The sequence below is a fragment of the Janthinobacterium sp. genome (genome assembly GCF_009923995.1).
Lineage (GTDB): Bacteria > Pseudomonadota > Gammaproteobacteria > Burkholderiales > Burkholderiaceae_D > Janthinobacterium.
Map to the genome: position 1 here is coordinate 52,328 of NZ_RFSK01000021.1, position 23,202 is coordinate 75,529.

General features: G+C 68.1%; 20 protein-coding genes. 6 read left to right on the plus strand and 14 right to left on the minus strand.

The annotated features are described in order from the left end of the window. Positions 1-143: 143 nt before the first annotated feature. From pdeM to EBS11_RS12935, 11 genes are all read right to left on the minus strand, one after another. On the minus strand, positions 144-812 hold the full coding sequence (gene pdeM, locus EBS11_RS12885) for a ligase-associated DNA damage response endonuclease PdeM (RefSeq protein ID WP_290603355.1): 669 nt from the start codon (positions 810-812) through the stop codon (positions 144-146). Then, positions 809-3,274, minus strand: a complete 2,466-nt coding sequence (locus EBS11_RS12890; RefSeq protein ID WP_290603356.1) for a ligase-associated DNA damage response DEXH box helicase — start codon at positions 3,272-3,274, stop codon at positions 809-811. The genes pdeM and EBS11_RS12890 overlap by 4 nt, the downstream gene beginning before the upstream one ends. Before the next feature lie 10 nt (positions 3,275-3,284). Then, positions 3,285-4,916 carry an ATP-dependent DNA ligase gene (locus tag EBS11_RS12895; protein ID WP_290603357.1) on the minus strand — a complete coding sequence of 544 codons (1,632 nt, stop codon included), beginning with the start codon at positions 4,914-4,916 and terminating at the stop codon, positions 3,285-3,287. Continuing rightward, positions 4,909-5,952 (minus strand): ligase-associated DNA damage response exonuclease, encoded by a 1,044-nt coding sequence (locus EBS11_RS12900; RefSeq protein WP_290603358.1) that lies wholly within the window; start codon positions 5,950-5,952, stop codon positions 4,909-4,911. The genes EBS11_RS12895 and EBS11_RS12900 overlap by 8 nt, the downstream gene beginning before the upstream one ends. Positions 5,953-6,046: 94 nt before the next feature. Then, positions 6,047-7,747, minus strand: a complete 1,701-nt coding sequence (locus EBS11_RS12905; protein WP_290603385.1) for an ATP-dependent DNA helicase RecQ — start codon at positions 7,745-7,747, stop codon at positions 6,047-6,049. A 126-nt stretch (positions 7,748-7,873) separates the two neighbouring features. Further along, a complete protein-coding gene (locus EBS11_RS12910; protein WP_290603359.1) occupies positions 7,874-8,272 on the minus strand; it encodes an MAPEG family protein in 399 nt (132 codons plus the stop codon). Positions 8,273-8,322: 50 nt separating this feature from the next. Further along, complete coding sequence (locus tag EBS11_RS12915) at positions 8,323-11,667, minus strand: PAS domain S-box protein (protein WP_290603360.1); 3,345 nt, start codon at positions 11,665-11,667, stop codon at positions 8,323-8,325. Next, positions 11,664-12,791, minus strand: a complete 1,128-nt coding sequence (locus EBS11_RS12920; protein ID WP_290603361.1) for a hybrid sensor histidine kinase/response regulator — start codon at positions 12,789-12,791, stop codon at positions 11,664-11,666. Before EBS11_RS12920 ends, EBS11_RS12915 begins: the two co-directional genes overlap by 4 nt. A 117-nt stretch (positions 12,792-12,908) precedes the next feature. Beyond that, positions 12,909-13,550, minus strand: coding sequence for a chemotaxis protein CheB (locus EBS11_RS12925; protein WP_290603362.1), 642 nt, complete (start codon positions 13,548-13,550; stop codon positions 12,909-12,911). Continuing rightward, positions 13,543-14,364: a CheR family methyltransferase gene (locus EBS11_RS12930; protein WP_290603363.1), complete on the minus strand. Its 822-nt coding sequence runs from the start codon at positions 14,362-14,364 to the stop codon at positions 13,543-13,545. The genes EBS11_RS12925 and EBS11_RS12930 overlap by 8 nt, the downstream gene beginning before the upstream one ends. 149 nt (positions 14,365-14,513) lie before the next feature. After that, positions 14,514-15,506 (minus strand): aldo/keto reductase, encoded by a 993-nt coding sequence (locus EBS11_RS12935; protein ID WP_290603364.1) that lies wholly within the window; start codon positions 15,504-15,506, stop codon positions 14,514-14,516. Positions 15,507-15,591: 85 nt separating this feature from the next. On the opposite strand from EBS11_RS12935, the gene EBS11_RS12940 reads away from it, so the two are divergent. Both EBS11_RS12940 and EBS11_RS12945 read left to right on the plus strand, forming a co-directional pair. Then, positions 15,592-16,482, plus strand: a complete 891-nt coding sequence (locus tag EBS11_RS12940; protein ID WP_290603365.1) for a LysR family transcriptional regulator — start codon at positions 15,592-15,594, stop codon at positions 16,480-16,482. A gap of 63 nt (positions 16,483-16,545) precedes the next feature. Further along, positions 16,546-17,055, plus strand: coding sequence for a GAF domain-containing protein (locus EBS11_RS12945; protein ID WP_290603366.1), 510 nt, complete (start codon positions 16,546-16,548; stop codon positions 17,053-17,055). Here the strand turns inward: EBS11_RS12945 and EBS11_RS12950 are convergent, their stop codons facing one another. Beyond that, complete coding sequence (locus tag EBS11_RS12950) at positions 17,056-17,652, minus strand: class I SAM-dependent methyltransferase (protein WP_290603367.1); 597 nt, start codon at positions 17,650-17,652, stop codon at positions 17,056-17,058. A gap of 184 nt (positions 17,653-17,836) precedes the next feature. On the opposite strand from EBS11_RS12950, the gene EBS11_RS12955 reads away from it, so the two are divergent. From EBS11_RS12955 to EBS11_RS12965, 3 genes are all read left to right on the plus strand, one after another. Continuing rightward, entirely contained in the window at positions 17,837-18,529 is a 693-nt protein-coding gene (locus EBS11_RS12955) for a glycine zipper 2TM domain-containing protein (RefSeq protein ID WP_290603368.1), read from the plus strand. Positions 18,530-18,592: 63 nt separating this feature from the next. After that, positions 18,593-18,814, plus strand: coding sequence for a hypothetical protein (locus EBS11_RS12960; RefSeq protein WP_290603369.1), 222 nt, complete (start codon positions 18,593-18,595; stop codon positions 18,812-18,814). A 122-nt stretch (positions 18,815-18,936) separates the two neighbouring features. Continuing rightward, on the plus strand, positions 18,937-19,383 hold the full coding sequence (locus tag EBS11_RS12965) for a hypothetical protein (protein ID WP_290603370.1): 447 nt from the start codon (positions 18,937-18,939) through the stop codon (positions 19,381-19,383). Between the two features lie 5 nt (positions 19,384-19,388). Here EBS11_RS12965 and EBS11_RS12970 read toward each other — a convergent pair whose 3' ends face one another. Continuing rightward, a complete protein-coding gene (locus EBS11_RS12970) occupies positions 19,389-20,120 on the minus strand; it encodes a response regulator (protein ID WP_290603371.1) in 732 nt (243 codons plus the stop codon). Between the two features lie 53 nt (positions 20,121-20,173). Here EBS11_RS12970 and EBS11_RS12975 point away from each other — a divergent pair, with 53 nt between their 5' ends. Then, a complete protein-coding gene (locus EBS11_RS12975) occupies positions 20,174-22,264 on the plus strand; it encodes an ATP-binding protein (protein WP_290603372.1) in 2,091 nt (696 codons plus the stop codon). A gap of 2 nt (positions 22,265-22,266) precedes the next feature. Here EBS11_RS12975 and EBS11_RS12980 read toward each other — a convergent pair whose 3' ends face one another. Then, complete coding sequence (locus tag EBS11_RS12980; protein ID WP_290603373.1) at positions 22,267-23,160, minus strand: DMT family transporter; 894 nt, start codon at positions 23,158-23,160, stop codon at positions 22,267-22,269. Positions 23,161-23,202: the final 42 nt, after the last annotated feature.

Here is a 23,202-nt window from a genome sequence, read left to right on the forward strand (position 1 = left end):
GCGCATGGCAAGGGAGACGTCATCTTAGTGCGCGCATGGGGTGCAAGAAATAGGAGGATGGCAAGCGCTCATGTAGGAAGAGTCCCGCCCTTGGTGGCGAAGTTACTTTTAGTTTTCCACCAAAAGTACCAGACACTCAGCAGTTACAGGGGGACGGGAAAGATGGCCGCATCGGCCGTCACGTACACGCGCTCGCCCGCGGCAGGCCGCACCGCGTGGCCGCCCGTGAAGGCGCCGAACGAGGGCAGGATGGTGCGTTCCTGGCCCAGCAGGAAGCATGGCAGGCGCAGGCCGCCGCGCCCGGCGCGCAGGTGGAACACGGGATGCACGTGGCCCGCCAGCACATGGCCGGCCGCCGCGGTGTCCGGATGATGGCAGAACGACAAATTTCCCACCGTGTGCGGCTCGTCGACCATGCGGATGCCCAGCGCCGCCGCCGGGTCGCCCGCATGCTGGTCATGGTTGCCGCGCACCACCGTCAGGCGCAGGCCGGGATGGCGCGTGCGCCAGACCAGCATGGCCGCCACGGTGGCGGGCGCGTGCGCGGCGCGCGCGTGCAGGAAGTCACCCAGGAAGACGACCTCCTCGCTGGCGTAGGTGGCCAGCAAGGCGTCCAGCGCCAGCAGGTTTTGCGAGGTGGTGCCGCGTGGCACGGGCACGCCCAGCGCACGGAAGGCCGCCGCCTTGCCGAAATGGATGTCGGCCACGACCAGCATCTTGCGCGCCGGCCAGTACACGGCCTTGTGCGCCAGCAGCCACAGCTGCTCGCCCGCCAGTTCCACGACGCAATGCGTTGGGCGCTGGCCGTTCATGCGGCGGCCTTTTCCAGTGCACTGACGAGACGCGCCACCCGGTCCGACAGCTTTTCCGTCGTCAGCTGTTCGCGGAAGCGCTCGACCATCAGGCCGAAGGCGAAGGGCGACGCCCGCTCCAGGGGCTGCAGGGCAATCGTGCGTCCATGCAGCTCGCGCAGGGTGGCGCGCAGGCGCGTCAGTTCCAGCTCCTGCTCCAGCACTTCGCGCTGTGCCTGGCTCAGCAGCAAGTTGGCCGCATCATGCCTGCGGAACACTTCAAAGAACAGCGAGGACGAAGCCTGCAGCTGGCGCGCGCTCTTCGGCTGGCCCGGATAGCCCTGGAACACGAGGCCGGCGATGCGGGCGATTTCGCGGAAGCGCCGCTGCGACAGTTCCGTCGCGTTCAGGCTGGCCAGCACGTCTTCCAGCAAGTGCTGCGTGCTGAACAGGGCTAGCCCCCCGCCCGTGGCCGCGTCGAACAGGGGCGCGTAGTCAAGCTCGCTGGCGCCCAGCAATTCGAAGCCGTAGTCGTTGACGGCGATGGACAGGGTGGCCGGCTGTGCGCGGGCGATGCGGTAGGCCAGCAGGGATGCCAGTCCCAGGTGCACGGAGCGCCCCGCGAACGGGTAGACGAACAGGTGATGACCTTCCCGGCTGGACAGGGTTTCCACCAGCAGGGCCGCGCGCGTGGGCAAGGCGGACCAGCGCGCCTGGATGGCCAGCAAGGGGGCCAGCGCGCGCATTTCCGGTCCGCTGGCCCGCCCCTCCTGAGCCAGCTGCAGCTGGTCCAGCACGGCATGCGCCAGTTCCGACGACAGGGGCATCTTGCCGCCCTGCCAGCGCGGCACGGCGCCGCGGCTGCCGGTAGCCCGCCGCACGTACGCCGTCATCTCGTGCACGCGCACGAATTCCAGGATGCGCCCGCCAAACAAAAAATGGTCGCCCTGCCGCAGGCGCGAAATGAACGATTCCTCGATGCTGCCTATCCTGCCGCCGCTCATGAACTTGACCTGGATCGCCGCTTCCGAGACGATGGTGCCGATGCTCATGCGGTGGCGCCGCGCCAGCGCCGCGTCCGGCACGCGGTAGACACCGTCGTCGTCCGGCAGCACGCGCCGGTATTCCGGGTACACGGTGAGGCTTTGCCCGCCCCGCGCGACGAAATCGAGCGCCCATTGCCACTCGCCGGGCGTCAGGTGGCGGTAGGACCACGCCTTGCGCACTTCCCCGTACAGTTCCTGCGACTGGAAGCCGCCGCCCAGCGCCACCGTCACCAGGTGCTGCACCAGCACGTCGAGCGGCTTGTCGGGCACGGGCCGCGCTTCCAGGTGGCCCTGCGCCAGGGCGGCACGGGCGCCGGCCGCTTCCAGCAATTCCAGGCTGTTGGTGGGCACCAGGGTGACGCGCGAGATGCGCCCCGGCGCGTGGCCGCTGCGCCCGGCCCGCTGCACCAGGCGGGCGATGCCCTTCGCGCTGCCCACCTGCAGCACCCGTTCGACGGGCAGAAAATCCACGCCCAGGTCCAGGCTGGACGTGCACACGACTGCTTTCAGCTCGCCCGTCTTCAAATGCTGCTCGACCCACTCGCGAACTTCGCGGTCCAGCGAACCGTGGTGCAGGGCGATCAGTCCCGCCCAGTCGGGCCGCGCATCGAGCAAATGCTGGTACCACAGCTCCGCCTGCGAACGCGTATTCGTAAACACCAGGGTGGTGGCGCTGCCCTCGATTTCCGCGATCAGCGGTTGCAGCATCTGGATGCCCAGGTGGCCGCCCCAGGGAAAGCGCGTGGGATTGACGGGGATCAAACTGTCGACGAGGATGCGCTTCCTGACCTTGCCTTCGACGAGCACGCCGTCATTGTCGTCGCCCAGCAGCACGTCCTGCGCCTGCACCAGGTTGCCCAGGGTGGCCGACAGGCCCCACGTCATCAGGGTTTCCTGCCAGCGGCGCAGCCGGGCCAGCGCCAGCTGCACCTGCACGCCGCGCTTGCTGCCCATCAATTCGTGCCACTCGTCGACGATCACCGTTTCCAGCAAGGCGAAGCGTTCCCGTGCATCCGCCTGGCTCAGCATCAGGGACAGGCTTTCCGGCGTTGTGACGAGCACGTCGGGCCAGGCCTTGGCCTGCCTTGCCCGCTGCGCCGCGCTCGTGTCGCCCGTGCGCGCCTCGATGCGCCAGCCCGGTGCGAGATCGGCGCCGGAGGCCTGCAGGGCGCGCACCGTGTCGGCCGCCAGCGCGCGCATGGGCGTAATCCACAGCACGCGCAAGCCCTGCTTGCGGCTCTTGCGCGCCAGGCGCTCGGCGCGCAGCAGGGCGCCGAACCACACGGCGTAGGTCTTGCCCGACCCCGTGCTCGCATGCAGCAGGCCGGACCGGCCTTGCGCGGCCGCGCGCCAGACGCCGCGCTGGAACGGAAACACCTTCCAGCCGCGCCCGAGGAACCAGGCGTCGATGCGCTGCGCCAGCGCGCCTTTGCTCATGGCGCGCCTTTCACGGTGCGCCGGCCAGCATGGCCTTCAGGGTGGCCAGGGTGTCGGCGTCGCCGATGGCCTTGTCCTCGCGCCGGCGCAGGATGCGGGGGAAGCGCACGGCGATGCCCGCCTTGTGGCGGCCGGACGCGGCGATGCCCTCGAAGCCGATCTCGAACACCATGGTGGGCTTGACGCTGCGCACAGGGCCGAATTTTTCGATGGTGGTCTTGCGGATGGCGGCGTCAACTTGCCCGATCTCCGCATCCGTGAGGCCCGAATATGCCTTGGCGAACGGCACCAGCTTGCGCTCGCCCTCCCCCTCCTCATCCCACACGGCGAAGGTGTAGTCCGTGTACAGCGAGGCGCGGCGGCCGTGGCCCGCCTGCGCGTAGATCAGCACGGCGTCGACGGCATATGGCTCGATCTTCCATTTCCACCACGTACCCACGTCCTTGGTGCGGCCCACGCCATACGCGGCCGACACGGCCTTGAGCATCATGCCTTCCACGCCGCGCGCCCGCGATTCCGCGCGGATGGCGGCCAGCGCGTCCCAGCTTGCCGCCTCGATGCGCGGCGACAGGCGCAGCGCGGGAGCGTCCACGGCGGCCACCACGTTTTCCAGCAGGGCGCGCCGCTCGTGCTGCGGCAGGTGGCGCACATCCACGCCGTCGCATTCCAGCACGTCGTAGGCCACGAGCACGGCCGGCAGTTCGGCCAGCAGCCTGGGCGAGACCGTCTTGCGGCCCATGCGCTTTTGCAGGTCGGCAAACGCGGATGGCACCTCGCCCGGCTGCCAGACGAGGATTTCGCCATCGAGCACGGTGCCTTCCGGCAGGGGCAGCTGCGCCAGTTCGGGAAAGCGTTCCGTGATCAGTTCCTCGCCGCGCGACCACAGCCAGCTGGCGCCGTCGCGGCGCAGCAGCTGGGCGCGCATGCCGTCGTATTTCCATTCCACCAGCCAGTCGCCGATGTCGCCCAGGGTTTCCGCTCCCGCCTGCAGGGGATGGGCGAGGAAGAAGGGATAGGGCTGGCCGCCGCGCAGCGCGTGCTCGCCATCGGACGGCGCGCCGATCAGTTTCAAGAAGCCGGCGCCCGTGGGGCTGACCTTGCCGTCCGTCCAGCCCATCAGGCGCTGGGCGACGAGCTTGCCGTCGATGGCGGCGATGGACGCCAGCGCCCGCGTCACCAGCAGTTTCGACACGCCCACGCGAAAGCCGCCGCCGATCAGCTTGATGAGTAAAAAGCGCTCCCGCGTTTCCAGCTCGTCCCAGTAGGCCAGCAGGGCCGTGCGGATGGTCTCCGGCGCGGCGCCGCGCAGGGGCGCGATGCGCTGCTCGACCCATTCGGCCAGGCCGATGTCGCTGCGCTTGGCCGGCGCGGGCAGGATCAGGGCGATGGTTTCGGCCAGGTCGCCCACGGCGTGATAGGCCTCGTCGAACAGCCAGGCATCCAGGCCCGCCCGTTCGGTCGCGTACTCGCGCAGCAGTCTGGTGGGCACGGCCTGGCGTGGCTTGCCGCCGGCCAGGAAGTACACGGCCCAGGCCGCGTCCTGCGGCGCGGCGCGCTGGAAATACGCCTGCAGGGCCGCCAGCTTGCGGCTGGTGGACGTGGTCTCGTCGAGCTCCGCATACAGCCGGGCAAAGTCACGCATGGGGACCTTCCTCCGCCTGCGCCGCGGATGCCGCGGGCACGCCGTCATCGGCCTCGTCGTCGCCATATTCCGTCTCGAAGCCACCCGCCTGCCAGCCATGCTGCTGCAGCCAGCGCACCATCACGGGAATCGAGCCGTGCGTGACGATGATGCGCTCGGCCTGCGTGGCCGTGATGGCTTGCATGAGGCCGGGCCAGTCGGCGTGGTCGGACAGGACGAAACCGCGGTCCACGCCGCGCCGCCGGCGCGCGCCCCGCAGCAGCATCCAGCCGCTGGCGAACGCATCGCTGTAATCGCCGAAGCGCTTCATCCAGGGCGAGCCGGCCGCCGACGGCGGGGCGATCACCATGGCCGTCTTCAGGGCCGCCTTGTCCGTCACCTCGTCCACCATGACGGTGGCGGGCAAGGCCACGCCCGATTCGCGGTAGACCTGCGTCAATGCCTGCGCCGCGCCATGGCAGATAATGGGACCGATGGCGGCGTCGAGGCCCGCCAGGATGCGCTGCGCCTTGCCGAAGGCATAGCAGAACAGCACGCTGGTGCGCCCTTCTGCCGCATTCCTGCGCCACCACTGGTTGATCTCGTCATTGATTTCCTGCGGCGCCTGCCAGCGGTAGATGGGCAGGCCGAACGTCGATTCCGTGATGAAGGTATCGCAGCGCACGGGGTCGAACGGCGCGCAGGTGGGGTCCGGCTGCAGCTTGTAGTCGCCCGAGGCCACCCACACGTGGCCGCCGTGCTCCATGCGCACCTGGGCCGAACCGAGCACGTGGCCGGCCGGGTGCAGCGACACGCGCACGCCGTGGTGCTCGACCGTCTCGCCGTACGCGAGGCCCTGGATGGAGACGGGGCCCAGGCGCGCGCGCAGCACCTGCGCGCCGCTGGCCGCGCACAGGTAGTGCCGGTGGCCCACGCGCGCGTGGTCCGCATGGGCATGCGTGATGACGGCGCGCTCGACGGGACGCCACGGGTCGATGTAGAACTGCCCCGGCACGCAGTACAAGCCTTCCTTGCGCACCACCACCATGTCGGCCATGCCCCACCCCCGAACTTGAAATCGCGTTGGAATGCTTGCAGTGTGGCAGGCTTGCGGCAGATCATTTGTTCGGCAGCGCACGCTGACGTCAAGGTCAGGCAGGCGCGACGAATTCCGCCATGAAGGTGCGCGTGGTGTTTTCCGGAAAGGCAATCGTCACCTGGTCGCCTGCCACGGACAGCACGGTGCCGATGTCGAAACGGGGCACGCGCACGCGGCTGCCGACGGCGATCAGGGGCTCGGCTGGCACGGCTGGCGCCTGCGTCTCGGCCCCATCGTCGAGGACGATGGGCGTGGCCAGTGCCGGCGGCGACAGACAATTATCACAGGTACAACAACGTTCGAAGTCCCCTGCATCGCCAAAATACTCGAGCAACAATTTCCAGCGGCAAAAGCCGCTTTGCGCATACGCCACCATGTGCTCCAGCGCCTGCTTGTCGCGCTCCTGCTTGTCGACATACACCTGCGCCAGCTGCGCATACGTGGGCGCCTTGGCCGCCCTGGCCGATGGCGGCTTGAGGCTGTAGCCCAGCTTGCGGTCCTGGCGCAGCAGCTTGCCGTCTTTCAACAGTTTCAAACAGACTTTCAAATGGCCCGCCGACAACTCCGGCAAGGCCGATTGCAGAGCGTCGGCGCGGAAGGTGGCCGGCAAGTCCTGCGCGGCCGCGACGATGGCGGCCAGCTCCGCGGCCGTGGGATAGTGCCTGGCAAGAAAATACTGCTGCACCCGCTTGTCTTCCTGGAAATACAGCAAGGTGCAGTCGGCGGGCAAGCCGTCGCGCCCCGCCCGGCCCGATTCCTGGTAATACGCTTCCAGGTTGGCGGGCACCTGCAGATGGATCACGAAACGCGTGTCGGGCTTGTCGATGCCCATGCCGAACGCATTCGTCGCCACCATGATGCGGCGCTCGCCGCCCATGAACAGTTCCTGGTGGAGCCGGCGCTCGCGCGCCGCCAGCTTGCCGTGGTAGCAAGTGACGCTGGCGCCCAGTTCTTCCAGGCGCGCCGTCAGGTCCTCGACGGCTTTCACCGTGGCCGCATACACGATGCCCACGCCGGGCGTCTCGCGCAGCAGGCGCAGCACTTCATCCTGTTTCTCACCGGCATTCGTAACCTGGATCACGCGGTAGCGCAGGTTGGCCCGGTAGATCCCCGTGTTGACGACGTGCAACCGGGGCGCGTCGAGCTGCGCGCGGATATCGTCGATGACTTCTTCCGTGGCCGTGGCCGTCAGCGCCAGCACGGGCGGGCGCCCCAGCGCGCGCAGGGCGGCGGACACTTCCAGGTAGGCGGGACGGAAATCATGGCCCCACTGGGAAATGCAATGGGCTTCGTCGATGACGGCCAGGACGGGCGGCGCCTGCGCCAGCAGGGCGAGAAACTCCGGCATCGCCAGCCTTTCCGGCGTGCAAAAGATAATGATCTTACCGCCGCGCGCGATGCTGGCCAGGGCGGCGTCCTCGTCCGCGCGCGTGAGGCTGCTGTTGAGCTGCACGGCCGTGATGCCCAGCGCATGCAGCTTTTCCAGCTGGTCCTTCATCAGCGAGATCAGCGGCGATATCACGAGGGTGGCGCCGGGCAGGAGGGCGGCGGGCAACTGGTAGCACAGCGACTTGCCGCTGCCGGTGGGCATGATGGCCAGCGTATCCCGGCCGGCCAGCACGCTGTCGATGACTTCCTGCTGGCCGTCGCGCAGGCGGGCGACGCCAAAGACGGCGCGCAGCAGGCGCTGGATGGATCGGCCCGGCTTGCCCGGCTTGCCGGCCTGGCCGGATTGCTTTGCTGCACCATTCATCATTGCCATCCTGATAAAGTCCGAAAGATAAACCGCATTCCCGGCGCCAGGGCGCCAGGGTGCAGCTACTTTACGGCCGGGCCTGGCGCACCGCCATAGGACGTCCGCTACAGCCCGCGTAGGATTTCAGGAAGGGAAGAGGATGGCCCAGAACAGCATCAGCAGGCCGGCGATCGACACGCACCAGACGAGCGTGCGCACGATGGGCACACCGAACGCGTACAGGGGCAGGTAGAGCACGCGGGCGGCCAGGTACAGGGCGGCGCCATACAGCGTGAGCGCGCTTTCCTGCGCCGTCACGTGGGCGATCAGCACGGCGGCGGCGAACAGCGGCAGCGTCTCGAACAGGTTGGCCTGGGCCCGCTGCAAGCGGCCCGTGATCTTGCCCACGGGCGGACCGGCGCTGTCGCGCGCGCTCATATTGTATTCAGGCCCCGTTTCGCGCGTGCGGAACAGGGCCGGCAGGAGGATTTGCACCAGCGCCAGCACGAGGGTACAGCCGAGCATCGTCAGTTCAGGGGTCATGCTTGCCTCTGCAGGGTGAGACAGGCAGGCCCGGGATGGCGCGCGCCGTGTCAGGATTGGTCGAGTGCCGCTTGCAGCTCCATCAAGTCATACGGTTTGCGCAGGACGCTGGCGGAAAAGCCCAGTTCATCCATCGATTCCTTGCCATAGCCGGTGGAAAAGATGATGCGCATGCCCGGCTTGTCGCGCAGCACCATGCGCGCCAGCGCGATGCCGGACATGCCGGGCAGGCTGACGTCCGTAAACAGGATATCGAAGTCTTGCTCGCTTAGCAACTGCCACGCGGACTCGCCGTCGGACACGCCACTCACCGTATGCCCGAGCATGCCCACCAGTTCGCAGACCATCAGCTGCGAATCGAGGTTATCTTCCACCACGAGTATCTTCATGGATGTCGGCATGTCCCCCTGTGGTTCCGGCGCATGGCCCGTCAAGTCTAGCCCTGGCGTGCCCGCCAGTTCGAACTGGCGCGCGCGCAACTGCTGCTGGCGGTTGGCCAGCACATGGCGCAGCTTGCGCGCCAGCTCTTCGCGCCGGTAGGGCTTGCTGAGCAGTTCCACGCCCGCATCGAGCCGTCCCTCGTGCACGATGACATCCTGCGCATAGCCCGACGTAAACAGCACGGCGATATCGGGCTGCAACTCGCGTGCCTGGCGCGCCATGTCCGTGCTGCTGACGGGACCGGGCATGATCACGTCCGTAAACAACAGGTCGATCTGCGCGCCGCTGTGCAGCACGGCCAGGGCGCTTTCGCCATCTTCGGCCTTGAGCACCTTGTAGCCCAGCGCGCCCAGCATGTCGACGACGGTGGTGCGCACGCCCACGTCGTCTTCCACCACCAGCACGGTTTCCGTGCCGCCCGTGACGACGCCGCTCAATTCCACTTCCTCGTCCGCTTCAGCCATCAGGGAGCGGGGCAAATAGATTTTGACTCCCGTGCCCACGCCAGGTTCACTGTAGATGCGGATATGCCCACGGCTTTGCGTGACGAAGCCGTAGGCCATCGACAGCCCCAGGCCCGTGCCCGCCCCTTCCGGCTTGGTGGTGAAGAAGGGTTCGAACGCGCGCTGCAGCACGGGGCCGCTCATGCCGTGGCCCGTATCGGTGACGGACAGCATCACGTACTGGCCGGCCGGCACGTCGACCAGGTTGTGCACATAATGTTCATCGAGCACGACGTTGCCCAGCTCGATGGTCAGCTTGCCCACGCCATCCATGGCATCGCGCGCATTGATGGCCAGGTTGAGGATGACGTTCTCGATCTGGCTGCGGTCGACGAGGGTATTCCACAACCCGCCGCCGCCCACGTGCACGATATCGATGGCCTCGCCCAGGGCGCGCCGCAGCAGCGCATCCATGTTGCGCACCACGCGGGCCAGGTCGGCGACGACGGGCTTGAGCGGTTGACGCCGCGCAAACGCCAGCAGATGCGAAGACAGCTTGGCCCCCCGTTCGACGGCGGCAATGGCCGTGTCGAGGCGCTGGCGCATGAGGCCATCGCCGCCGGCCAGGTGCTGCAGCAAATGCAGGTTGCCGGAAATAATTTGCAGCACATTGTTGAAGTCGTGCGCGATGCCGCCCGTCAGCTGGCCCACGGCTTCCATCTTCTGCGCCTGGCGCAAGGCATCTTCCGCCTTGGTGCGCTCGCTCACTTCCTGTTCGACCCGGTGTTCCAGGGTTTCGTTCAATTCATGCAGCGCCTTTTCCACGCGGCGCCGGTCCGTGATGTCCGTCTTGACGGCGATCAAGGAACGCGTGTGACCCTGCTCATCCACGAGGCGGCTGACACTGCTCGACACCCACACTTGCGAGCCGTCGGGCTTCAGGTAGCGTTTCTCCAGCGAAAACGACTCGCCCGTTTCCACCAGGCGCTGGAACAGCACGGTGTTGCCCGGCACGTCATCGGGATGCATGATGTCGTTCATGTTCAGGCTCAGCAATTCCTCCGCGGAACGGCCCAGCATGCGGCACAGGGCGCCGTTCACGCGCTGGAAGCGGCCATCGAGGCCCAGCTCCGACAAGCCCACGGAAGCCTGGCCGAAGATGGCGGCCATGCGTTCCTGGCTGGCCATCAGCTCTTCCTCGATCTGGCGCCGTTCCGTGACGTCGAAGGACACGCCCACGTAGCGACGCTGTCCCGCCACGCGGCCCGGCACCACCTCGCCCTGGCGCGCGATCCAGCGCACCGCGCCGTCGACGGGCCGGCGCACGCGGTACTCCACGTATTCGAGCGGATTTTGCGCCAGCTCAAGCTTGCTGGGGCCGACCTTCTTCCAGTCGCGCTCGTCGACCAGGCTCACCAGCAACTGCTGCGTGATTTCCTGCCCGTCGGCGATGCCCCACTGGCGGCGGAAGGTGGGCGACACGACCATCGCGCCCGTCTCCGGGAACCATTCGAAGGTGCCGATGCCGCCCGCCTGCTGGGCCAGGCGCAGCCGCTCCTCGCCTTCCATGCGCTCGGTGACGTCGATGCCTTCGACGAGGATGCCCGTGACCCTGCCCTCGTCGTCCTTGATGGGCTGGTACACGAAGTCGACGTGGCGCTCGCCCGTCCGGCCATCGGCCGTCTGCAGGTCCACCTTCACCTGGCGCCCCTCGTAGGCGACGCCCGTGCGGTAGACCGCGTCGAGCAGGTCGATGAAGCCTTGCGCCTTGACTTCCGGCAAGGCGACGGCGACGGGCTTGCCCAGCAGATCAAGTTCGGGACGCCCCACCAGGCGCAGATAATGCTCGTTGGCCAGTTCAAACACGTGCCGCGGCCCGCGCAGCATGGCCATGAAGCTGGGTGCCTGCTGGAACAGGGCGCGCAGCAGGGCCCGCTCCTCGCCCAGGCGGCGGTTGGCGGCGCGCACGGCCTCGCCTTCCGCCTGCAGGCTGGCGTTGAGTTCGCCCAGTTCCGCCGTGGCCAGCTTCAGCTGGCGGCCCTCCTCCATGCGCGCCGTCAACTCCAGCGCCGTGCACAGCACGCCGTCGACGCGGCCGTCCGCGCCATGCACGGGGGTATAGAACAGGTCGAAGCAGACGTCCGTCGGTTTTCCATTGCGCAACAGCGGCAGACAGCTTTCACGGTGCACCTGCGTCTCGCCGCGCAGGCCCGCTTCCAGGATGCGCGCATTCCAGTCCCAGATCTCGGGCCACACGGCCGGCACCGTGCCGCCCAGCGCCTGCGGGTGGCGCGCGCCGGCGATGCGGATGTAGTCGTCGTTGTAGACCATCACGTGCTGCGGCCCCCACATCAGCACCATCGCCATGGGCGAATTGAGCACGATGTCGATGCTGGTGCGCAGGTTGGCGGGCCAGCCTTCGAGCGGACCGAGCGCGGTGGCGGACCAGTCGTGCCGGCGCACCAGGTCGCCCATGATGCCGCCGCCGCGCGGCCACGCTGCCTGGCTCATGGCGCCGCCACGCCGGCTTGCACGCGGACCTGGCACTGGCGCGGAATGCGCACCGTCACCACCGTGCCCTGCGTGGCCGTCGAACTGAGTTCGACCGTGCCGCCGTGCGCCTTGACGAACATGTTCGCCGTGTACAAGCCCAGTCCCAGGCCCTGGCCCGTCCTGCGCTTCTCGCCCGCCTGCTGGAAGGGTTCGAACAGGGTCGGCAGCAGGGACGCGGGAATGACGCCGCGATTGACAATGCGCAACTCGATGCTGTCGGCCGCGCGGCCATCGAGCGCCAGCTGCACGGGCGCGCCCGGCTCGCCATGCGTGATGGCATTGCACAGCAGATTCGAGATGACTTGCGACAGCAGGCCCGCATCGCATTGCCCGTGCAGCTCGCCGATGCTGCTCACTTCGACGGGCGCAGCCTGCGCCGCCGTATCGAATTCGTCGACGATGGCGCGCGCCAGCGCCAGGTAATCGTGCATGCTGCTGCGCAATTCCATCGTGCCCGAGCGGATGCGGGCCAGGTCCAGCAGCTGGTCGACCATGCGCGCCATGCGCTTGGCGCTGCTTTCGATGCGCTGCGCCGTGACCACCACTTTCGGATGGTCGCTCATCATCGGCAGCAGCATGGCGCCATTCATCACCACCGACAGCGGCGTGCGCAGGTCGTGGCCCAGCACGGCCGTGAACAGTTCATTCAGGTGCAGCGCATGCTTGAGTTCGTCGAGCTGGGCCGACAATTCGCGCTTCTGCTGGTACAGCTGCACCAGCACCGCCACCTTGCTTTGCAGGGCCTTCACGTCGATGGGCTTGTACAGGAAATCGACGGCGCCCGCCTCGTAGCCGCGGAAGCTGTAGCTGGGCTCGCGCGACGCGGCCGTGAGGAAGATCAGGGGAATGCTGCGCGTGCGTTCGCTGCCGCGTATCAATTCGGCCAGTTCGAACCCGTCCATCTGCGGCATCTGCACGTCGATCAGGGCCAGGGCCACTTCATGCGTCAGCAGCAGCTCCAGCGCTTCGGCGCCCGAGGCGGCCTTGAGAATGACAATACCGGGCCGCGCCAGCACGGCTTCGGCGGCGGTGAGGTTTTGCGCGATGTCGTCAACGACGAGAATATGGATAGGTGCGGTCACGGGGTCATCTTCAGGCATCGCAACGGCAGAATGCCATCGTGTTTCGATATGGATAAGTTTGTTTCAGGCTTTGCATCGATTTTTGCATCTATATTACACGCACTGCCGTGCTCCCATTCACTTGTGCCCGCCATTGTCCAGCAGCGCCAGGCTGGCTGCCATCTGCGCCAGATCCAGCACGCGGTCCGCGCCCGCGCGTTGCAGGGCGGCGGCCGGCATGATGCCACAACTGGCGCCCTGCGGGTCCTGCACCCAGGCGCTGCCGCCCAGCTGGCGCACGCGCGCCAGGCCCGCCGCGCCGTCAGCCGACGCGCCCGTCAGGATGATGGCCAGCATGGCGCGCCGGTAGGCCAGGGCCGCCGTTTCCAGCAGCACATCGATCGACGGACGCGAAAAATACACGGGCGCTTCCTGCGACAGCGAAAAGCAGCCGTCCGGCTCGACTTGCAGGTGATAGTCGGGCGGCGCGAAATACACGGTGCCCCCTTGCAGCGGTTCCTTGTCCTGCGCCTCGCGCAGGGGCAGCTGGCAGCGCTCCGCGTACAGCTGCGGCAACTGGCTGGAGCGGCCCGGCGCCAGGTGCAGCACCACCACGACGGCTGCGCGGCAGCCGGCCGGCAAGGCGCGCAGCAGCGTGCCCAGCGCCTCCACGCCGCCGGCCGAGGCGCCGATGGCAACCAGGCGCAGGCCGGCGGGCGGCGGCGTCACCTCGCAGGCCGGCAGCGTGCACAGCGCGTCGGGCAGCATGGCATCAGGCACGCTGGTAGATTCTTTCAGCCGGACACAACTCGCGGAAGCTGGCCGCATGGCGGCTGAAATGCAGGCTTTCCTTCATGCCCAGGCCCAGGAAACCCCGGTTCACCAGCGCGTCGTGGAACAGGCCCAGGGCGCGGTCCTGCAAGTCTTTATTGAAATAAATCATGACGTTACGGCAGGAAACCATGTGCACCTCCGAAAACACGCTATCGGTCGCCAGGCTGTGGTCGGCGAAAACGAACTGGCGCCGCAGGCGCCGGTCAAAGATGGCGCCCTTGTAGGCCGCCGTGTAATAGTCGGACAGCGAGCGCTTGCCGCCCGCCAGCCGGTAGTTTTCGCTGAACTGGGCGATGCGTTCGACGGGATAGATTCCCGCCTCGGCGGCGGCCAGCGCCTCGACGTTGATATCCGTCGCATAAATCATGCTACGTTCCAGCAAGCCTTCCTCTTCCAGCAGGATGGCCAGCGACCAGACTTCTTCCCCGCTGCTGCAGCCCGCCACCCAGATCTTGATGGAGGGGTAGGTGTGCAGGATGGGCACGACTTTTTCGCGCAGGGCGCGGAAATACGCGGGATCGCGGAACATCTCGCTGACCTGCACCGTAAAAAACTGCAGCATCTGCGCAAACACCGTGGGTTCATGCAAGATGCGGTCCTGCAACTGCGACAGGCTGGCGCAGCCGAAGCGCTCCATGGCCTGGCGCATGCGCCGGCGCAGGGAAGCGACCGAATAATCGCGGAAATCATGCTGGTACCGCAGCAAGATTCCTTCAAGCAACAACTTCAATTCGATATCGAAAATATCATCATCTAGCAATTTGACATCCACCCTTCCCTCTGCTGTGCTGGCCGGCCCCCGCCCTGCCGCGGACAAGGGGAGCCAGCCAGAATGCTAGCAGATCGCGGGGAATTCTCCCGCAGGAAAAGTGCTGTTTGGGTACGCTGGCGTACACTGGGACATCTTTTTCAGGCGTCCACGCCCTTCATGCCCTCTTCCGTGTAGCGCGCGCCTGCCGCCATGCCCAACGGAAAGGCCGCGTCGATGGCGGCCAGCCCGGCCCCGTCCAGGGCCACCTGCAAGGCCCCCAGGTTGTCATGCAGGTAAGCGATGCGCCGGGTGCCGGGAATGGGGATGATGTCCTCGCCCTGCGCCAGCAGCCAGGCCAGCGCCAGCTGCGCCGGGCTGCAGCCCCTGTCGCGCGCCATCTGCCGCACCAGCCCCGCGATGGCCTGGTTGCGCGCCAGGTTGTCCGGCGCGAAACGGGGATTGAACTGGCGGAAATCGCCCGCCTCCAGGCTGGCAAGGTCGGTGATGGCGCCCGTCAGGAAGCCCCGGCCCAGGGGGCTGTAGGCAAAGAAACTGGCGCCCACGGCGCGGCAGGCGGCCAGCACGCCCTGCTCCGGCTCGCGCGTCCACAGCGAATACTCGCTCTGCACGGCCGCCACCGGGCAGATGGCCGCCGCGCGCCGCAGGGTGGCCGCGCTCACTTCGCACAGGCCCACGGCGCGAATCTTCCCTTCCTGCCGCAGTTGCGCCAGCGCCCCCATCGATTCCTCCAGCGGCGTGTCCAGGTTCAGGCGGTGCAGGTAGAACAGGTCGATGCTCTCCACGCCCAGGCGCGCCAGCGACGCTTCGCAGGCCTGGCGGATGTAGGCGGGGGAATTGTCGACGCGGCGCGCATAGCTGCCCGCCTCGCGGGCCAGGCCGCATTTGGTGGCGACCAGGGCCTGGCCGCGATGGTGTTTTAAAAAGCGTCCCAGCAATTGCTCGTTGTGGCCGAAACCGTATGCGTCGGCCGTGTCGAACAGGGTCACGCCGGCCGCCAGGGCCGCCTCCAGCGTGGCCAGCGATTGCGTCTCGTCCGTGGCGCCATAGAATTCCGACATGCCCATGCAGCCCAGGCCCAGTGCCGAGCTGTGCATGCCGCTGTTGCCGATGCGTCGTTGTGGCAGTTGCATGTTGATCTCCCTCAAGTGTCAATGCCGCCAGTCTGGGCCGCGCGGGCTGGCAAGGGAATGAGCGATTTCGTGATACCTTTCTGGTATGAGAGCCCTCGACACCCATGCCTTGCAGCTGTTTTGCGCCGTCGCCCGCTGCCTGAACTTCCGCCAGGCAGCCGAGCAGCTGCACATGACCCAGCCGCCCCTGTCGCGCGCCATCAAGGCGCTGGAAGAGCGGCTGGGCGCCCGCCTGTTCGAACGCGACACGCAGGGCGTGGCCCTCACGCCCGCCGGCCGCACCCTGCTGCCGCAAGCCTTGCACATCCTCGACCTGCTGGAGACGGCGCAAGCGTCGCTGCCGCGCGATGCGGCCCCGGCGCGCCTGCGCCTGGGCCTGACCAGTTCCGTGGAAGCGGGCCTGTTCCGCCCCCTGCTGGCGGCACTGGAGGAAGAGTTGCACAATACGCGCCTGGAACTGACGTCGGCGCCCTCGCCGCGCCTGGTGACTAGCGTGCGCAAGGGCCAGCTGGACGCGGCCCTGCTCGCCCTGCCCAGCGCCACCTTCGAGCTGGCCGTGCAGCCGCTGGCGCGCCAGCCCATGATGCTGGCCCTGCCGGCCGGACACCGGCTGGCACGGAAGCGCAAGCTGAGCCTGGTTGATATCGCGCAGGAACCGATGTACTGGTTCGAGCGGGCGCGCCAGCCCGCCTTTTTCGACCATTGCCAGCAAGTATTCCGCCGCCACGACTTCGCGCCCGTCTTCCTGCGCGAAGCCGTGGACCACCATGTGCTGCTCGGCGACGTGGCGGCCGGCAAGGGCATGGCCCTGCTGGCCGACTCCTTCCGCGCCCTGCGCCTGGCGGGCGTGGCCTACCGGCCCTTGCTGGAGGGCGAGGAACTGGCGGCCGGCATCGGTCTGGCCTGGCAGCCCGGCCACGCCCACGCGGCCCTGCCCCTGCTGCGCCGGCTGGCGGCGCAGCAGCTGGAAAGATGACGCCGCACGCGCGCGCGCCAGACGCGCTACCATAGCGGCTTCCCCACCCTTACCGCCATGACCATGACGTTTACCATCAGCGACGCCGCCTACGCCACCGACACTCCCGAAGCCAAGCAAGCCATGTACGCGGACCTGCGCTCGCAGCTGCAGGGCCTGCTCGCGGGCGAGAGCGATTTCATCGCCAACACGGCCAATTTCAGTTCCCTCGTATTCAACACCATGCCGGGCCTGAACTGGGCCGGCTTCTATTTCCTCAAGGGCGAGGAACTGGTGCTGGGACCGTTCCAGGGCAAGCCCGCCTGCATCCGCATCAAGAAAGGCCGCGGCGTGTGCGGCACCACCGTGGTCGAAGCCAGGTCCATCGTCGTGCAGGACGTGCATGCGTTTCCCGGCCACATCGCCTGCGACGTCAACTCGCGCTCGGAACTGGTGGTGCCCGTGTTTGCCGACGGCCGGATCATCGGCGTGTTCGACCTCGACAGCCCATTGACGGGCCGCTTCGACGATGTCGACGCGCAAGGCGTGGAATCGCTGGTGCGCGTGCTGGAAGCAGCCATCGCCGCCGAGTAATCAGCTGCCCGCCTTGACGGCGATGAACTCGCCCTTGCCGACCGTCGCCAAACAGGCCGTGTAGCGGCCGTCGGCGCGGATGGCGTCAAGGAAATCCGCCATGTCCGCGTAGTGCGAACTGGCGTTGTCCACCACCAGCACGCCGCCGGGCGCCAGCGCCCGGTCCAGCTGCGGCCACCACGCTGCATATTGCTGGCGCGCCGAATCGAGAAAGATGAAATCGTAGGCGCCGTCAGCCGCATCGCGCAGCACGTCGCCCGCGTCCGCCAGCAGCTGGCCTATCACCCCTTGCAATTGCGCCCGCGCAAAGTTGGCATGCGCCATGTCGAACTTGTCCTGCGCCTTTTCCACCGTCACGACGCTGCCGCCCAGCGCCCGCGCCGCGCGCGCCAGCCACAGGGTGGAATAGCCGTTCGAGGTGCCGATTTCCAGCACGCGACGGGCGCCGCGCGCCTGCACCAGCACGGCCAGCAGCTCGCCCGTGTCGCGCGTGATATTGAGCATGCGGCTGGCGCGCTCCGCGTGCGCCGCATCATTGGCCAGACCGAACGCTTCCAGTTCGTCCAGCAGGGTGTCGATCGAGGGTGTAGCAGGCATGGCGCACTCCAGGCAGGTAGTTCAACGATAGGCACAGCATAGCAAACAACGCCGCGCCGGCGCGCCGGCCAGCCCCTGTGCAAGATGTCATTTGACATCTGCGGCGCGCCAGGCGACACATGGCCGCCGCCATGCCGGCGCATGCTGTCTTCATGGCATCCGCCATCTTCGAAAGGGGCTCATCATGAAAACCAGGATCCCATTGCTTGCCGTCTGCCTGGCCGGCGCGTGCGGCGCCGCGCTGGCCGGCGAGTACGGCAACGTCATTGCTTCGACACCCGTCATGGCCCAGGTGCTCGTACCGCAACAAGCGTGCCAGAACGTGACGCAGGTCAGCCCGCCGGAAACCAGCGGCGGCGGCGCCGTCGCGGGCGCGCTGATCGGCGGCCTGGCCGGCAATGCCATCGGCGGCGGCGCGGGACGCGCCCTGGCCACGGGCCTGGGCGTGGTGGCCGGCGCCATCACCGGCAACAACATCGAGGCGGCCAATACGCCGCCGCGCCTGAGCAGCGGCGTCGTCTGCCAGAGCGCCAGCCGCAGCGAGAACCGCGTGATCGGCTATGACGTCACCTATGAATACCAGGGCCAGCGCTACCAGGCCCGCGTGCCGCAGGACCCGGGCGCGCGCATCGCCGTGAATGTCTCGGCCGCCGACGCCATGCCGGCGCAGGCTGCGCCGCAAGACCAGTCGCTGCTGCCCGCCCTGCCCGTGGCCGTTCCCGCGACCAGCACCGTGTATGTCACCACGCCCGTGCTGGCGCCCGACTTCGGCTGGTACGCGCCGTATGGCTACTACGGCTATGCGGGCTTCGGCCGGCCGGCCATCGCCTTCGCGCCCCATTTCGGCGGCGGCTTCCATCACGGACGCCGCTTCTGACGCCGCCGCAGCCTCGCGTGACCTCGCCGTGGCTGGAACCCATGCAAGCTTAGGAGAATTGCCATGAACCAAGACTTTCACATCAGCAGCACCGGCTCGCACGCCCTGTCTGCGCTCGTCGCCCTCGCCGCCACGGCCATCGTGCTGTGGCTGGTCTTCACCGTGGCGGGCGATTACTACGCCGCCGACGAACTGGCCCAGCAGGCCGCCCAGGCCAGCGTCCAGCCACCGGCCGGCCACGATGCGGCGCCACAGCCCGGCCCCGGCGCCGGCCGCGCGCACTGACGGCGGGGCGCGCCATGTTACAGATGACATATTGGTCCGCCGCCGTTGACATGGCATGGACGGGCTTGCGCGCGAGAATGCTGGCAGCGCGCCCCTTTTCGCGCCATCCACAGGAGAACACGATGCAGCCCAAGCATACTGATGTGCAGCCGACAACATTGCCGCCCGCCTCAGGCGAGGACGAGCAGCAGGTGGCCCAGCTGGTCGGCGCCCTGTATGCGGAGATGCCCGCTTCGGAACAGAGCCGCCTGCTGGCGCGCATGCTCAAGCCGCTGGGACTGCTGTCGCTGGCGGCCGTGGCCAACGGTACCTTTGCGCGGCTGTGGTACCGGGGTGAACACGATAGCGGCCACATCCGCCTGGAAGACGCGCATGACCTGCCTTCGAGCGACATCGTGACCCTCGTCGAATTCGTGCAGCAGGTCAGCGCGGAAACCATCGAAGGCGTGGCCGGCAGCCTGTGCTCCTCGCCCGCGCTGGCCGGTTCCGCGGCGGCGGCCATGCTGGTGCGCGTCCTGCTGCGGCGGCTGCAGGCGCGCCGCGCCACGGCGCCGGCGGGCGCCCATTGAGGTACTCAGTACAGGGTATCGACGTCGCTGGCAAGGCGGTAGCCGGCGCCCCGCTCCGTGAGGATCAGCCGGGGCGCCGTCGCATCGGCTTCCAGCTTGAGCCGCAGGCGGCGGATCTGCACGTCGATGGAGCGGTCGTAGACTTCCCCCTCGTGCAGGCGCGACAGCGACAGCAGCTGGTCGCGGCTCAGCACGCGCTGCGGCGCGCGGCACAGGGCGTTCAACAGGCTGAATTCGCCGTTCGACAGTTCCACCACCGTGCCGCCGGGCGCCGTCAGGCGCCGCGTGCGCAGGTTCAGCTCCCAGCCCGCGAAGCGGAAGGCGCGGCGGCTGCCGTCGCGCTCGGGCAAGGTGGCTTGCACCTGGTAGCGGCGCAGCACGGCGCGCACGCGCGCCAGCAGTTCGCGCGGGCTGAACGGCTTCGTCACATAGTCGTCGGCGCCCAGTTCCAGGCCCATGACGCGGTCCGCTTCCTCGTTGCGCCCCGTCAGCAGTATGATGGGAACGGCGGCCTGCTCGCGCAGCTGGCGCGCCAGCTGCAAGCCGTCCTCGCCGGGCAGCTTCAAGTCCAGCAGCACCAGGTCCACCGCATGCTCTTGCAGGGCGGCAAACATCTGGCGCCCCGCATGGACGCAGCTGACGCGCATGTCGTTATTGCCCAGGTATTCGGCCACCAGTTCGCAGATGGCGGCGTCGTCGTCGAGCATCAGGATATGGGGAGCGACAGTGTGGTTCATGGGTGGCCATCGTGGTTGACTGCAAGGATAGGGACGGGGAATGCATGCCTATTATGAGTGATATCGTAGCAGAACCGGTGCCCTTGCTGCGCCGCCCCGTGGTGCTGGTGGCCATCCTTGGCGCCGTGGTGGTGCTTGTCGCCGCGCTGTCGCTGCTGCACCTGCGCCGCGAAGCCATCGACACGCAGGGCCGCGAACTGCGCCTGCTGTCGCTGGCCCTGACCGCCGAGGTCGGACGGGGCTTGCAGGGCATCGACGAAGGCTTGCGCGCCATGCAGGTCGAACTGCGCGAAGGCCGCCTGCCCACCTCGGGTCCCCTGGCCGGCCGCATCCTGAAGACGCACGCGGAGCTGCTGCCCCTGGTGCAGACCCTGTGGCTGCTCGACGCGCAGGGCAAGGTGCTGGCCGCCTCCGAAGCGGCCGCGCCGCCGCCCCTGGCCACGTTTGCGCCCGCCACGGACAGCCTGCTGCCCGGGCAGGTCGCCGTCAGCCGCCCGTTTGCCCCGCCCGCGCCCGCGCACGCCCCGTCGATGGTGGCGCTGGCCATGCGCTATCCGGCCCAGGGGCAGCAGGACGGCGGCTGGATCGTCGCCGCCCTGCCGGCCGACATGCTGCTGGGCGCCTTTTCCGTCGCCACGCCGGCTCCCGATGCGCGCATGGCCGTCTTCCGCAAGGACGGCGTGCGCCTGGCTGGCGCCATCGTGGCCACGCCGCACGCCACCGAGGCGGACCTGGCGCGGCGCCTGGCCGCCATGCGCAGCGCCGCCGTGCGCCGTTTCCGCGACGACAGCGAACGCCTGGTGGCCATGCACAGCCTGCAGCAGTTCGGCCTGGACGTGGTGCTCACGCGCGACCTGGGCGTGATGCTCGTGGGCTGGCGCCAGGCCGTGCGCATCGTCCTGCTGGTGGTGGTGTTCCTGCTGCTGGTGATCACGGGCGCGGCGTGGCTGATCGTGCGCGCCAACGGCCGCCGCGCCCTGGCCCAGCAGGCGCTGCAGGCGCAGCAGGCACGCAGCAGCAAGTTCAATTCGCTGGGCGTGCTGGCGGGCGCCGTCGCCCACGATTTCAACAACGTGCTCGCCTCCATCGTCGGCTATGGCGAGATGGCGCAGGATGCGGCCGTGCCGGGCAGCGCGCAGCGGCGCCACCTGGACATGGTGATCAAGGCGGCCCTGCGCGGCAAGACCCTGGTCGAGCGCATCCTCAGCTTCAGCGGCGGCGGCGCGCGCGCCTCCACCCCGTTCGCGCTGGAACCCATCGTCGAGGAAGTGCTGGCCATGCTGGCAGGCTCGCTGCCGGCCGGCATCGAGGTGAAGCGCCAGCTGCAGGCGGCCGGCGCGCAGCTCAACGGCGATCCCACGCAAGCGTTCGAGGCCGTCATGAACCTGTGCACGAACGCCATCCAGGCCATGCCCGGCGGCGGCACCCTGACGGTGGACTTGCGCAAGGTGCACATGGTGCAGGCGCGCATCCTGTCGCACAGCCGGCTCGACGCGGGCAGCTACCTGGCGCTGAGCGTGGCCGACGAAGGCGCGGGCATGTCGCCCGGCGTCATGGAGCATCTGTTCGAACCGTTCTTTACCACCCGCGCGGCGCAGTCGGGCACGGGCCTGGGACTGGCCGTCGTGCATGGCGTGGTGACGGAATTGGGCGGCGCCATCGATGTCGCCAGCCAGCCCGGGCGCGGCGCGCTGTTTACCCTGTATTTCCCGGAATACGCGGGCGCCGCCGCGCAGCCGTCCGCAGCGGAGGCGCCGCACGGTGCCGGCCAGGCCGTCATGGTCGTCGACGACGATGCCGACCTGGTGGCCATGCTGTCGGAAATGCTGGCCGAGCTGGGCTATGCCCCCGTCGGCTACACGGACCCGCAAGCGGCCCTGCAGGCGCTGCTGGCGGCGCCGCGACAGTATGCGCTGGTCATCACGGACGAAGTCATGCCCGGCATGAGCGGCACCATGCTGGCGCAGACCCTGTCCAGCCGGCACCCCGGCCTGCCGCTGATACTGCTGAGCGGCTACGGCGGCCCGCTGATGGCGGCCAAGGCCGTCACGGCCGGCGTGTCCCACGTCCTGCTCAAGCCCGTGCGGCGCGAGGAGCTGGCGCATGCCTTGCAAACATTGATACCGCGCAAAGCTACGGCCTGAAATCAGGCTGCGGCACCACGCCGCAGGGGGCGCTTCAGGTATTGCACCATCACCACGCCCAGCAGGGTCACGCCGCCGCCGATCACGTCATAGCCATGCAGGGTTTCGCCGAGGAAGAGCATGGCGATGATGACGGTGAACACGGGCAATAAATTCATCAGGGTCGTCGCGCGGCTGGGGCCCAGCTTGGCCAGGCCGTGCATCCACAGGAAGGGCGCGATGACGGAGGCGGGGATGCCGGCAAACAGCACCAGCGGCAGGCCGGCGCTGGTGACGGGCGGCGCGGACTGGCTCAGGTAATACACGAACAGCACGGGCACGGCGCACCAGACCTGGATCAGCAGGGAGTGCCAGTTATTCAGGGGAATCTTCCAGCGCTTGAGCAGCACGCCGTAGCCCGCATACGACAGGCAGGCCAGCAGCATGAGGCCATCGCCGACGGCCGCGCCATGGGCGATCAGGGCGGCGGGCTCGCCATGGCTGAGCAGGTAGCCGAGTCCCAGCAGCGACACGAGGCCGCCGAAGACGCCGCCCACGGTGGCCGCCTCGCCCAGCAGCAGCACGGACAGGCCGACGGCCAGCAGCGGCATCAGCGATGCCAAGATGCCCATGTTGGTGGCCGTCGTCGTCTGCGCGGCGATATAGGCGAGGCACTGGTACATGACCATGCCCAGCATGCCCAGCACAAACAGTTTCCCCAGATACGGTTTCACCACGGCCCGCTGCTTCCACACGGGCCGGGCAAACACGAGCGCCAGCAGCACGCCGGCCAGCAGCCAGCGGTAGAAGGAGATGGCGGCCGGGTCGATCACGCCCACGGCCAGCTTGCTGACGATGGTGTTGATGGCCCAGATCAGCACGGCGATCACGGGAAACAGATAATGCTTGGCTTTCATGCAAGGACTCCACGATTCAATGAGCGCCATTTTCGCATGGTC